The sequence below is a fragment of the Oryzophilus luti genome (assembly GCF_059726245.1).
Genome location: NZ_AP040874.1, coordinates 1,200,846 through 1,213,795, shown reverse-complemented (window position 1 = coordinate 1,213,795; position 12,950 = coordinate 1,200,846). Strand labels below are relative to the sequence as shown.

Here is a 12,950-nt window from a genome sequence, read left to right as displayed (position 1 = left end):
CTATTTATCCCCGATCACCGTTACCCATTTGCGCACGCGCCACTGCTTGACGATGCCGTTCTGCACGTAGGGATCGGCGTTGGCGAAGGCGATGGCCGCATCGGGTGTTTCACCCTTGAAAACGAGTACGGCTGCGTCGGCAGGGTCGGCCAGCGCTCCACCCAGGACGAGTTCGCCGCGTTCGTGGGCTTCGCGTGCCAGGCGCAGGTGCTCCTCGCGAAACGCGCCACGCCGCTCTAGATAGTCCGACACAACGTCATAGACAAGAATGTGGTGCACAGAGCCTCCCTGTTGCTCAGGATTGCGTTGGCCGCACGATAGCACAAGCGGTGCGCGGTCGCGGAAGGGAAATCCTCAGCCGCGGGCTGCGATAGAATCGGAGTGTACCCGGCAGTTCGTGCGACCTGTGCGCGCGTGGCTCATCCAAAGGTGTATCGCGCCGGATTTTCACGGTTTCGGAACGCTGGCCGGCAGCAGCTTTGCTGGCAGGGCCGGCGGGCGACCAATTTACCAAGCACAGAGCGGAGAAGTCGAATGTCCACGGATTGTCCATGTTGTCCTGAAATTGGAGGTGCGGTGAGCACCGAATCGCTTCCTTTCTCCGCCATTCCGCACATGTCGCGGCTGTTCCAGGACGTTCTCTTCGACTTCGCCAAGGTTCATGAGTTTTACGCGCACGAGCCGCAGTTTGCGGCGGTGGCTGCGCATGCTCGCCGTGTGGCCCGTGAGTTCCCGGCGGAGCGACGCGCGGTGGTTGCCGATGCGCTGACGCGCCAGAACCGCGCATTTGGCGCCGAGCAGAAGACCTTTGACTCGATTGAGCGCCTGCGGAACGGCGCGGCCGCCGTGCTAAGCGGCCAGCAGGTGGGCCTGTTCGGCGGGCCGCTGTATTCCGTTCTGAAGGCTGCGCACGCAGTGGCGCTGGCGCACAAATTGACCGAGCAGGGCGTGGATGCGGTGCCGATTTTCTGGCTGGCGACCGAAGACCACGATCTGGCGGAGATCAATCACACGGTTCTTCCTGCGGACAAGGAACTGCGCGGCTTCCTGGCGGAAAGCGCAGGGAAACCGGACCAGCCGGTGGGCACCATCGCGTTCGGCGCGGAGATTGCAAAGGTGGCCGATGAGTTCGCCGCGCAGCTCGGTGACGTGCATGTGGCGGCGATGATCCGCGAGTGCTACGCCGAAGGCGAGAGCTACGGCAGCGCCTTTGGAAAGCTCTTCGCGCGCCTGTTCGCGGAACACGGGCTGATCCTGGTGGACCCACTGGATGCCGAACTGCACAAGGTGTTTGCGCCGCTGATGGCGGAGGCCTTGGAGCGTGCGTCGGAGATTGATACCGCGTTGCTGGCGCGGGGTAAGCGCCTGCGTGACGCCGGTTATCACGAGCAGGTGAAGGTCACGGCAAGCTCCACGCTGCTGTTCTCGCTCGAGGACGGCACGCGCAAGGTGGTACAGCTTGAGGGAGAGAACTTCAAGATTGGCACGCGTCTGGTGCCGCAGGCGGAGTTGATTGCGCGCGTGAAGGCGCAGCCGGAACTGTTCAGCGCGAACGTGCTGCTGCGTCCCGTGGCGCAGGATGTGTTGTTCCCAACGGCGGCTTATCTCGGCGGTCCGGCCGAGGTGGCGTACTTCGCGCAGAACAGCGTGGTTTATGACAAGCTGCTGGGTTACAGCACGCCGGTGCTGCCGCGCGCGAGCATGACGCTGATCAACTCGCGCATGGAGCGGCTGCTCAATCGCTATCACATTACGATTCCCGAGCTTTTCCACGGAGCCGACAGCTTGCGCGAGACCCTCGCGGGGCGAGTGTTGCCGCCGGGTGTGCGCCGAATGTTCGAGGCCAATTACGCGAACCTCGAAGCCATGCTGCATGAGCTGACCGAAGAACTGGATGATCTGGATCACACGCTGGTGGAGGCCGCCGAGCACGCAGGCCGCAAGATGCACTACCAGCTCACACGGCTCTCGGCCAAGGCCGCCCGCGCGGAACTGCGGCGCAACGAGCAGATCAACACGGACTGCGACCTGATCCTGACGGAGCTGTTCCCGCACAAGGGCTTGCAGGAGCGCGTGCTGCCCGGTGTCCACTTCGTGGCCAAGCATGGCCCGGAGCTGATTGACCGGCTGGTGGAGGCCGCAGGCGCGGCCAGCGGCGTGCATCAACTGGTGCGCATTTAGCAGGCAAGAGCGCGAAAATCGTCCTTCCGGAAGCTCCCGCTGCGGACAGTTGGAGCTTCGAGGGTTTCGCGCTACCATTCCTACATGGGCAAGAAGAACAACAAGGACGCTCCGGCCGAGATTGGGTTTGAAGTGCTGTGTCCCTGCTGCGAAGCGACGCTGCGGATTGACCCGGTGACGCGCGCCGTCATCTCACACAAAGCCAAACCTGCCGCCAAGACCTTTGCCGACATGGAAGAGGCCGCGCGCGCCATGCGCGAGCGCGACGTGCATAAGGAATCCCTGTTCCGCCAGTCGGTGGAGGCGGAGAAGAACAAGGCGGACCTGCTGGAGAAGAAGTTCCAGGATGCGCTCCGCCGCGCGAAGGAAGAGCCCCAGTCCGAAGGCCGCCCGCTGCGCGACTTCGATCTGGACTGAGCCGCCCATGCTGTTGATCGCTCACAGAGGGGCCCGCAAGCTAGCGCCGGAGAATACCTTTGCCGCCTTCGATCTCGGATTGGCGCAGGGCTGCGATGGCGTCGAACTCGACGTTCGACGCACCTCCGACGGCCGCCTGCTGATCTGGCATGACGCGAAGATTGCCGGCCTTCACATCGACAGTTCCACCTACGACGAAATTCTGACCGCGCACCTGCGTCCGCGGCGCTTCATCGCGCGCAAGCGCCGGGGCGCGGAATTGTGCTGCCTCGAAGACGTGCTTGCCGAGTACGGCACGCGATCGTTTCTCGATATTGAAATCAAAGTTCCGGGCATTGAGCCGCAGGTGGCGGAGATGCTGCACTCACTGCCGGAGCTGCCCAGGAACCTGATCATCTCGTCTTTCCTGCCCAAGGTGCTTGTAAAGCTCCACCACCTGCTGCCGGAAGTTCCGCTGGGTTTTATTGCCAACCGCAAGCGCAGCATGGCCCTCTGGAAGCGGCTTCCCGTGGAGTATCTGAAGCCCTATTGGCGCATCGCCAGCCGCAAGTCGATTGACGAATATCATCGCGCGGGCAAGAAGGTTCTGGTGTGGACCGTGAATACTGCGAAGGGCATGAAGCGCTGCGCGCGCAACGGCGCGGACGGCATTCTGACGGACAACACCGAACTGCTTTGCGAGATGTTTCACGGCCGCAGCCTCTCCATCCTTGGGCTGGAGGATACCGGAGCGGCCGAAAATCCACTATCATTCGAGAATGTCTGATACGGGAAAGCGGTTTGAGCGGGCGGTCGAGATCATGCGGCGTCTGCGTGCGCCGGGGGGCTGCCCCTGGGACCGCGAGCAAACCTTCGACACCATCAAGCAATACACCCTGGAAGAAACCTACGAAGTCCTGGAAGCGATTGACCTGCGCGACTGGGACGAACTGACCGGCGAGCTGGGCGACCTGCTGCTGCAAGTGCTGTTCTACGCTCAGATGGCGAAGGAGGAGGAGCGCTTCTCCATCGACGACGTGCTGGACACGCTCTCCGCCAAGCTCGTGCGCCGGCATCCGCATGTCTTCGGCAATGTGGAAGCCGATACCTCCGACGAGGTGCTGCGCAACTGGGAGGCCATCAAGCGGCAGGAGCGCGCCGAAAAGGGCAAGGGGAGCACGGAGCCAAAGTCGATGCTCGCGTCAGTTTCTCCCGCAATGCCCGCGCTCTTGGAAGGGACCAAGCTCAGCAAGAAGGCCGCGCAGGTGGGCTTTGACTGGCCGGATATTGATGGCATCTTCGACAAGCTAAAGGAAGAGGCCGGCGAGTTGCAGCGCGAGATTGAGAAGATTCCGCCGCCGGGGCCGCAGCCGATTGGGCGCGGCGTGGCCGGTGCGCGCGAGGCGAACGTGCCACCGGAGTTGCAGCAGCGCTTACAGGATGAAGTGGGCGATCTGCTGTTTGTGGTGGTGAACCTGGCGCGCTATCTTGACGTCGATCCGGAGTCGGCGCTGCGCGGCACCAACCGCAAATTCCGCACGCGCTTCGCACACGTGGAACAAAGTTTACGGGCAGAGGGCAAAACACTCGACGAGGCCAGCCTCGACGAGATGGAGCACTACTGGCAGCAGGCAAAACATACAAAGTAGTTCAGGCATTCACGGGTTCGAACTTCGTGGGGAACCCCGTGCGGGTCTCCTACGCAGAAAGGCGAGAAGGTGGCAAAGGAAAAGAAGTGCGGGGCGTTGACCTTGCGCAGTTGTCACACGGTTGGAGAGTTCCGGCAGGTGTTTGCACTGCAAAAGGAGATATGGGGCTTCACGGACGCCGAACTGGTTCCAGTCAGGTTCTTTGTTGTGGGAGAGAGCATCGGCGGACACGTGCTGGCTGCGTACGACGGCAGCGAGATGGTTGCCTTCACATTCGATATTCCTGGCTTCCGCAACGGCCGCGTCTACATGCACTCGCACATGCTCGGAGTGCGCAAGGAGTACCGCAACTCGGGCCTCGGACGCCACATGAAGCTCTGGCAGCGCGAAATCGGCCTGGAAGAAGGCATCGAGCTGATGGAGTGGACCTTCGATCCGCTGGAGATCAAGAACTCATTCTTTAATATGCAGCGGCTGGGTGCCATAGCGCGCCGGTATGACGTGAATCACTACGGCATCACCACCTCGCCGCTGCAGGGCGGCCTGCCTTCGGACCGTCTGGTTTCGGAGTGGTGGCTGCGCTCGCGCCGCACCATGAGCATTCTGGAGACGGGCAAGTTGCCAGCCGTTGAGACTGATGTGAACGTCGACGTGCCGGCGGAGATTTACGCCTGGAAGGCCGACGAGCACATGCGGAGCAAGGCTGCCGAGGTGCAGATGCGCATTCGCGAGCAACTGCAGCAGAACTTTGCCAACGGGCTCTCGGTGCTCGGCTATGAGCGCGATGAGCACGGCAACGGAACCTTCAAACTCGGGCGCTGGGACGAAGCGCTGTCACTCTAGGGAGACCTCCGGACAATGAAGCTGGATGCAATTACACTCCGTGAAATTCGCATGCCGCTGGTGCACCCGTTTGTCACCAGCTTTGGAGAGACGACCGCGCGCCGCATTGTGCTGGTGACGGCGCACTGCGGCAGCGTGGATGGCTGGGGCGAAGTGACGGCGGGCGAAGACCCGTTCTTCAACGAGGAATCGCAGGATACGGCGTGGTTGATTCTGCGCGACTACCTTGCGCCGATGACGCTGGGCAAGGAGTTTGCGACCGGCTCCGAGGCTGAGAAGGCCATGGAGCGCGTGCGCGGCAACCGTATGGCCAAGGCCGCGCTCGAAAACGCCCTGTGGGATGCCGAGGCCCAGGAGAAGAATGTTCCGCTCTGGAAGCTGGTGGGCGGCACGCGCGAGGAGATTGCGTGCGGCGTTTCCATCGGCATACAGCCCACCATCGACAAGCTGGTGAACAAGGTCGAGAAGGAGATTGTCGACGGCTACCAGCGCATCAAGGTGAAGGTGAAGCCGGGCTGGGACACGCGGGTGCTGGCGCGCCTGCGCGAGCACTGGCCACGCATTCTGCTTAGCTGCGATGCCAACTCCTCCTACACCATGGACGACCTCGACCACCTGCGCACCTTCGATGATTACGGCCTGCTGATGATCGAGCAGCCGCTCTGGTGCGACGACATTCGCGAGCACGCCGAGTTGCAGAAGAAGCTGCAGACCTCGATCTGCCTGGATGAATCGATCCGTCATCATCGCGACGCCGAGACGGCCATTGCCATGGGCGCCTGCCGCATCATGAACATCAAGCTGGGGCGCGTCGGCGGCTTCTCGGAGGCAAAGCGCGTGGAGGCCGTTTGCCGTGCCAACAACATTCCGGTGTGGTGCGGCGGCATGCTCGAGACGGGCATCGGCCGCTCGCACAACATCGCCATGTCGACCCTGGAGGGATTCTCGCTGCCGGGGGATGTTTCCGCCAGCGCGCGCTACTGGAAGGAAGACATCATTGAGCCGGAAGTGAAGGTCTCGGTGGTGGGTACCATCACGGTGCCGACGACTGCTGGGCGCGGCTTTGCCATCAAGGAAGAACTGATTGAGAAGCTGACCGTCCGCAAGGAGACGATCAAGCTGTAGAGGATTGGCAGGGAATTGGAGACGCGCAGCGGCCAGCCCGTTGCGCGTTTACTTTTTGGCGACGGTCTTGTGCGCGGCGGCCTGCGCTTCCTGCGCCTTCAGGTAGTTGATGGCCTGCGGCACGCTCATGCGGTCGACCGGGCGGTAGTCCCAAGTGGTCTCGGTCTCAAGGATGCGGATGTTCTTGAAGATGAGCGCGCGTCCGGAGAAGTTCAGCGTCATGCGCGTGATGGACCAGTGTCCGTTGCTCACGTTGCCGGCCTCGGCCACAAAGCGTCCGCCCTTGTCGAGGCGTCCGATGATGCCCCATCCAATCGTTACGTCCTTGGCGAGCGTGCCGTCGAGCCGGACCATGTGCGTGGCGGTCTGGTCCACGATGATTTCTCCGCTCATGCCCTGGAGAATGATGCATTCGCGCGACGGGGGATTGAACTTCGGATCGGGCGTGAAGCGCATCTTGATCAGCTTGTGTCCGTCTGCCGTGCTCTCCTCCCCAGTGCGCGTGAACAGGAATGCGTCGGGAATGGCGCGCAACAACTTCATCGCGCGGTTGGCATCTTCCTGCTGCGACTTGCGCTTCTTGCGCATCTCGTCGGGGTTCAGCAGGCGATTGACGCGCGCATCCTCATCGGTGGCCTGCTGGCCGTTCAGTAATTGGCCGTTGAGCGAGAGAACCCGGGCGAGCGTACCATCCGGGGTCTCGACAATCTGCTTCACCGTCACCGGACGGTTGATCTTCTCCAGCTTGCTCTTGTAGGCGTAGAGCACGGCGGCGTGTCCGTCGGCATCGCGCGCGTCATTCTGGATGGCGCGGCGCACCAGTTCGCGCGCGGCGGCGTCCTGTGCCACGGCGGCGGATGCGAACAGCAGGCAGACCAACATCAAAAAGGAGACCCGAAAATAGACAGACCGGTGCATATGTCAATTTTAGACGGAATGGCCGCCGGAATGTTAGGCACGCGGCCAATGCACGGGCTGGACCGTGGTAACAGGAGAGCGGTTGCCGTCCTCGCAAGGCTCGTCTATAGTTCGAGATAGCCGCGAAACACCATCCCGGATGCAGCGTACAATACTGGGATTAGGCTGTTTTGGTTGGCCGAGACCAGAGAAGGACGGGAGCGATCGCCCATGTCCATGTGGAAATCGCGTAAAGAGGACGAGAAGCCGTACACACCACCTACACCACCACCGGCGCCTGTTCCGCAGTATGCGCCCGCAGCAACACCCCGCATGGAGGCTCCGAAGATGGATAGTTTCCGCGCCGATGTGGCGCACATCGGCAAGTCAGTGCTCGTCAAGGGCGAGCTGAGCGGCAGTGAAGACCTGTATCTCGACGGCGAAGTCGAGGGCAGCATTGAGCTGAAGGGCCACGCCCTCGTCATCGGGCCGAACGGACGCGTGCGCGCCAACGTTCATGCCAAGGAAATCATCATCCACGGCAAGGTGGACGGCAATGTGCGCGGCACCGACAAGGTGGAGCTGAAGAAGAGCGCGCTGCTCAACGGCGACATCTTCACCCAGCGCATCATCATAGAGGATGGCGCTTTCTTCAAGGGTGCCATCGACATTCAGAAGGCTCCGGAAAGCAAGTCCGAGCCGAAGCCGGCAGTGACGCCGAGCCTGAACCTGACGCCGACGCCGATTTCCACGCACAACGGCCCAACGCCGGAGCACAAGTAAAGCAGGCAGGAATCTTGAGGGCCGGTGCTGAGCGCCGGCCTTACCTCTGAGGGGACAGAACCGGTTGGTGAATTTCTGGAGGAAGTTGTTCGGGCAAGCCGAGGTGGCCGCTGCGCCGCAGGATTCCGCGGCAGTGCGCATCACGCGCCGTTCCACCGGCCTGCAGCAATTTGCGCAGGTGGCGCTCGGCTGCGAAGGCCGCCGCATTCTCGATCTTGGCCCGACCTCTCCCACCAACATCCAGTTCATCACCGGCCTTGGACACAAGCTTTACAACGAGGACCTGCTGACGGCTGCGAAGGAGTCCGGGCTGATGGCACCCGGCGAGGCCGAACACAGCGGGCGGATTGACTCGGATGCGTTCTTCGCACAGAACCTGACGTATCAGCCGGAGACATTCGACGCCGTGCTGCTATGGGACCTGTGCGACTATCTTCCGGAATTGCTGGTGAAACCAGCGGTCGAGCGGCTCTATACCGTGACTCGTCCGGGCGGAATTCTGCTCGGACTGTTCCACGCAAAGAGCGCGGGCGCCGATGCGCCGTATGCGCGCTACCACATGCGCGACACTGAGACGCTGGAACTCCAGACCGGCGCGCAGTTTCAGTTGCAGCGGGCCTTCGCCAACCGCCACATTGAGAACCTCTTCCACCAGTACTCTTCGATCAAATTCTTTCTGGGCAAAGACAACATCCACGAAGTGCTGATTATTCGGTAGTCAACGCGGTCAAAGGGCTAGACCGTTTCCAGCTCTTCTTCCAGCAATTGCCGGTTGTGCAGCTCGGTGTAATAGCCGTTGAGCGCCAGCAGTTCCTCATGCGTGCCGTACTCCACGATCCTGCCGTCATGCAGCACGGCAATGCGGTCGGCGTTGCGCACGGTGGAAACACGGTGGGAGATGAAGATGGTGGTGCGGCCCTGCATGACGCTGCGCAGGTGGTTGAGAATGTACTCCTCGGTCTGCGTGTCCACGCTGGCCAGCGCGTCATCGAGCACCAGAATGCGTGGATCGCGAATGACGGCCCGGGCAATCGCCGTGCGCTGCTTCTGTCCGCCGGAAAGCGTAAGGCCGCGCTCGCCCACCATCGTCTGGTATTTCTCGGGGAACGACTCGATGTCCCCGGCGATGCGGGCGACTTCGGCGGCGCGGTGCACTTGCTCGTCGGTCGCGTTCTCCACGCCGAAGGCGATGTTGCCACGGATGGTGTCGCTGAACAGGAATGTCTCCTGCGGGACGAAGCCGATGTTATGGCGCAGCAGTGCCAGCGGATATTCGCGGATGGGGCGTCCGTCGATGAGCACCATGCCCGGCTCGGCGTCGTAGATACGCGGAATCAGATTTACCAGCGTCGATTTGCCGCTGCCCGTGGGGCCGACGATGGCGAGGCTGGTGCCTGCCGGAACCTTCAAGTTGATTTCTTTGAGAATGGGTGAGCCCGGCTGCACAGTCGGCGCGGCAGCGCTGTCGCGCAGCTGGCTTTCGCGCGGATAGGCAAAAGTCAGGTTGCGGAATTCAATCTCCCCGCGAATCTCCACGTCAGGCGAGACTGTGATCTGCGCGGGATCGTCGAAGATCGCCGCCTTCGTGCGCAGAATGTCGTCGATGCGCCCCATGGAGGCCGCGCCACGCTGGAAGAGGTTGATGACGTAGCCAAGCGCGATGATGGGCCAGGTCAGCAGCAGCATGTAGGTGACAAAGGCGCTGAAATCGCCGACGTTGATGTGGCCGTTCAGCACCTCGTGGCCGCCCTGCCAGAGAATGATGACCACGGCGAGGCCGAGCAGCGCCTGCAGCGTGGGCCACAGCATGCCCATCAGCCGCGCCAACGGCAGGCTGCGGCGCATGTAGCGCTCGTTGTCGCGCTCAAACTTGGCAATCTCAGCATCTTCCTGCGCATAGGCACGGACCACGCGCGCTCCGGAGAAATTCTCCTGCGCGCGGGCGCTGATCTCGCTGAAGGTGGCCTGGATGCGCTCGAAGCGCTTGAAAATCTTGGCGCCAAAATACTGAATCAGGATGCTGGCGATGGGCAGCGGCAGGAAGGTCCACGCCGTCAGCTTCGGGCTGATCTTCAGCATGAAGAACAGCGACCCGGCGGTGAAGGCGATGGTGTTGGCGGAATACATGATGCCCGGCCCGAGCAGGTTGCGTACGGCGTTCAGGTCGTTGGTGGCGCGTGCCATGATGTCGCCGGTGCGGGTGCGCTGGTAGTAGTTGTAGTCGAGCTGCTCCAAGTGTCGGAACAGGTCGTTGCGCATGTCGTACTCAATATCGCGCGAAACGCCGATCATGACCCAGCGCGTCAGAAACTGGAAGATGCCCTTGCCTGCGGCGCAGGCCACCATCTCGGCCGCGTAAAGGACGAGCTTCTCGTGCGTCACGCCGGTGTTCAGGTCATTGATGGCGTTGCGCAGCACCAGCGGAAACAGCACCCAGATGCCGTTGTTCAGCAGCACCGAGAGCAGGCCCGCGGCAAGCTTCTTCCAATACCGCACAAGGTACGGAAACAGTGGCCGCAGGTTCTTGAACATGTGCTGTAACTCCTGAATGTGACGCTGATGATTGGATGAGCGGGCGGACGCGGGCGATGCAAGCCGCTGTTTATGTGGGAACCTTCAGCACCAGGTAGCCGCCAATCATGGCGAAGATAATGTCCGGCGCCCAGGCCGCGAGCGCCGCGGGCAACTGACTGGAATTGCCCATGGCCTCGAAGAATGCGTTGGCGACAAAGTAGACGGCCGCCACGCCGATGGCGATGGCAATGCCTGTCAGCGCGCCCTTGCGCCCCGTGGAGAGCGAGAAGGGTACGGCCAGCACGGCCATGATGAAGGTGATGATCGGGTAGGCGACCTTCTTGTGCAACTGCACCTTCAGGCGCACCACGTCAAAGCCGCTCTGTTGCAGGTCGGCAATGTAGGCGCTCAGCTCCTGGAAGTTCATCTCCTGCGACTGGTGAACTTCCTTCTTGAAGTACGAAGGCTGCTCGCCGGTGTAGGGGAAGGTCTTGACGTCGAAGGTGTCAAAGGTGCGCACGGTGCCATAGGCAAAGCTGCGCTGCCAGCCCTGCTCGAAGATCCATTTGTTGAGGTTGTCTCCCCAATGCGCGCGGGCGGCAAACACACGCTCGGTCAGCGCAAAGTTCTTCGGGTCAAGGTGGAAGGCCGAGATGTTGGCAAAGCGGTTCTGGTCGGCGTCAAAGAACTCGTAGTAGTAAATCGTGTCCTTTTCGCCGAAGATCCACTTGCGATCGGGCCGCAGGTAGGTTTGCGGCGGCTTGCCCTTGATCTGGTTGCGCAGCGTTTCCTGCCGCTGATTCGCCTTGGGAATGTAGAGCTGGTCAAAGGTGAACAGCGCCGCGGCAATCACCGCCGAGATGACCATCACGGGGAAGACTACGCGGTAGATGCTGACGCCCGTGGCCTTCATCGCGGTAATTTCATTCGACTTCTGCAGCAGGCCGAAGGTGACCAGCACCGCCAGCAGCACGCTCAGCGGCGTCATGATGTAGATCATCGACGGCGAGACGTTGAGCAAGTAGCCGCCCAGCACCCAGAGCGAGATGCGGTTGCGCACAATGTCGCCCAGCAACTCGAAGAACGTGAATACCAGCGTCAGCATCAGGAAGCTGGCGAGGATCATGCCGAGGTACATCAGAAAATCGCGCAGGATTAAGTCGTCAATGATGAGCGGGAAGCGCGCGCTGAACAAGCGCCGGCGGTTGAATGCCCGGTCGAAGGCGCTGCCATTGTCGCGGGCGCTGGCCTGTGCCGGGGCGGCCTTGCTGCTGCTGAACAGTGCCATGACGCGCTGCCACGGCAGCGAGAGCACCGACAGGTCGATGGGCGCGCGGTCCACCTTGCGCGTCAGCAGAATGCCTGCAACAAGGAAGACAATATTCGCCGCCCACACGCCGATCCCGGGCGGAACCTTGCCGCCTCGTCCCAGCGATATGCCTGATAACGAAATGAAGTAGTAAAGGAAGACGAGCGCGATGGTCAGCACGAAACCCATCGCCTTGCCGCCCTTCTTGGAACTCAACCCGAGCGGGATGCCGACCAGCGCCAGCACAAGGCAGGAGGTCGGCAGCGCGAGTCGGCGGTGGAACTCCACGCGATACCAGCGGGCGCGAACTTCGGGCGTATCGCGCGGGTCGCGCTTCTTGGCCGAGACGTTGGCTTCCGGATGATTGGAGCGGTACCACAGCTCGCGCGTGCTCATCTCGCTGACCGGGACAAGGTCTTTCGCGTTCGCGTCGGGTGCGGGCAGCGTGATGGGAATGTCCGTGTCCTGGAAGCTGCTGATGGTGTACTGCTCGGGGTCGCGCGGGTTCACTTCCTGCGTGGAGCCGTTCACCAAGTGCAGGCGAATGCGGTCGGGACCTTCATTGATGACAACCCCGCGCTCGGCCATTGTGATACGCGGCGCGCTCGAGTTGGTAACGTCGGCCAGAAAAACTCCGCGCCAGATGGCAGCGCCCACGGCGGGCTTCACGTCCTCCACGTAGAGGACCATGTTCTTGAAGTCCTCATAGAAGACGCGCGGTTGAACTTCGAAGGAAGCCTGCGTGTTCTTCAACCGGTCTTCCAGCTTGGCCAGCGCAGCCGCCGAAGTCGGCGCAATCCACATGCTGTTGGCCAGCGCGAAGAGCCAGATCAGGACGGCAAAAAGGGAAATCGCGCGGACGAACATTCCCGCACCGAGACCGCTGGCGCGCATGGCCGTCACTTCGCTATCTGCCGCCAGGCGGCTCAGGCCGATAAGAATACCGACGAGCACGCCCATGGGGATGGTGATGGTGAACGCCATGGGCAGGGTCAGGAAGAAGATTTCGGCAACGGATGGAATTGGAGCGCTATTACGGACCACCAGTTCCAGCAGCTTGCCCAGGTCGCGCATAAAGATGACGAAGGTGAACAGCGCGGCGCCAATCGCCGCGTGCGAAATCACTTCGCCAAGGATGTAGCGCTGCAGAATCTTCACGGATCATCCACGCCCAAGGTGCTGGAAACAGGGCCAAAAGAGAAGTCTAGCATGACGGGCTGTGGTATTACGGACGCGCTTCCTGTATCGTAAAA

12 protein-coding genes are annotated in these 12,950 nt (G+C 61.7%); 8 read left to right on the top strand and 4 right to left on the bottom strand.

What is annotated here, in order from left to right; all coding sequences use genetic code 11:
• Positions 1–279: a YciI-like protein gene (locus AC6IZO_RS05295; protein WP_497808709.1), complete on the bottom strand. Its 279-nt coding sequence runs from the start codon at positions 277–279 to the stop codon at positions 1–3.
• Between the two features lie 297 nt (positions 280–576).
• Here AC6IZO_RS05295 and bshC point away from each other — a divergent pair, with 297 nt between their 5' ends.
• From bshC to menC, 6 genes are all read left to right on the top strand, one after another.
• Complete coding sequence (gene bshC, locus AC6IZO_RS05290; protein WP_497808707.1) at positions 577–2,181, top strand: bacillithiol biosynthesis cysteine-adding enzyme BshC; 1,605 nt, start codon at positions 577–579, stop codon at positions 2,179–2,181.
• Positions 2,182–2,265: 84 nt separating this feature from the next.
• Positions 2,266–2,598, top strand: a complete 333-nt coding sequence (locus AC6IZO_RS05285; RefSeq protein WP_497808705.1) for a hypothetical protein — start codon at positions 2,266–2,268, stop codon at positions 2,596–2,598.
• A gap of 7 nt (positions 2,599–2,605) precedes the next feature.
• Complete coding sequence (locus AC6IZO_RS05280) at positions 2,606–3,364, top strand: glycerophosphodiester phosphodiesterase (RefSeq protein ID WP_497808703.1); 759 nt, start codon at positions 2,606–2,608, stop codon at positions 3,362–3,364.
• The gene (gene mazG, locus AC6IZO_RS05275) at positions 3,357–4,226 is read left to right on the top strand and encodes a nucleoside triphosphate pyrophosphohydrolase (protein ID WP_497808701.1); all 870 of its coding nucleotides are present in this window, start codon (positions 3,357–3,359) and stop codon (positions 4,224–4,226) included. The genes AC6IZO_RS05280 and mazG overlap by 8 nt, the downstream gene beginning before the upstream one ends.
• Before the next feature lie 138 nt (positions 4,227–4,364).
• Positions 4,365–5,069, top strand: a complete 705-nt coding sequence (locus tag AC6IZO_RS05270) for a GNAT family N-acetyltransferase (RefSeq protein WP_497808699.1) — start codon at positions 4,365–4,367, stop codon at positions 5,067–5,069.
• A 15-nt stretch (positions 5,070–5,084) separates the two neighbouring features.
• Positions 5,085–6,194, top strand: a complete 1,110-nt coding sequence (gene menC / locus AC6IZO_RS05265) for an o-succinylbenzoate synthase (RefSeq protein WP_497808697.1) — start codon at positions 5,085–5,087, stop codon at positions 6,192–6,194.
• A 48-nt stretch (positions 6,195–6,242) separates the two neighbouring features.
• Here the strand turns inward: menC and AC6IZO_RS05260 are convergent, their stop codons facing one another.
• A complete protein-coding gene (locus AC6IZO_RS05260; protein WP_497808695.1) occupies positions 6,243–7,076 on the bottom strand; it encodes a hypothetical protein in 834 nt (277 codons plus the stop codon).
• A gap of 363 nt (positions 7,077–7,439) precedes the next feature.
• Between AC6IZO_RS05260 and AC6IZO_RS05255 the strand changes: the two genes are divergently transcribed.
• A complete protein-coding gene (locus tag AC6IZO_RS05255; protein ID WP_497808693.1) occupies positions 7,440–7,874 on the top strand; it encodes a bactofilin family protein in 435 nt (144 codons plus the stop codon).
• 85 nt (positions 7,875–7,959) lie between these two features.
• Positions 7,960–8,592 (top strand): class I SAM-dependent methyltransferase, encoded by a 633-nt coding sequence (locus AC6IZO_RS05250; protein ID WP_497808691.1) that lies wholly within the window; start codon positions 7,960–7,962, stop codon positions 8,590–8,592.
• 17 nt (positions 8,593–8,609) lie between these two features.
• Here the strand turns inward: AC6IZO_RS05250 and AC6IZO_RS05245 are convergent, their stop codons facing one another.
• Together AC6IZO_RS05245 and lptF are read right to left on the bottom strand one after the other, a co-directional pair.
• The gene (locus AC6IZO_RS05245; protein WP_497808689.1) at positions 8,610–10,406 is read right to left on the bottom strand and encodes an ABC transporter ATP-binding protein; all 1,797 of its coding nucleotides are present in this window, start codon (positions 10,404–10,406) and stop codon (positions 8,610–8,612) included.
• Positions 10,407–10,476: 70 nt separating this feature from the next.
• Entirely contained in the window at positions 10,477–12,855 is a 2,379-nt protein-coding gene (lptF, locus tag AC6IZO_RS05240) for an LPS export ABC transporter permease LptF (RefSeq protein WP_497808687.1), read from the bottom strand.
• Between the last annotated feature and the right edge of the window lie 95 nt (positions 12,856–12,950).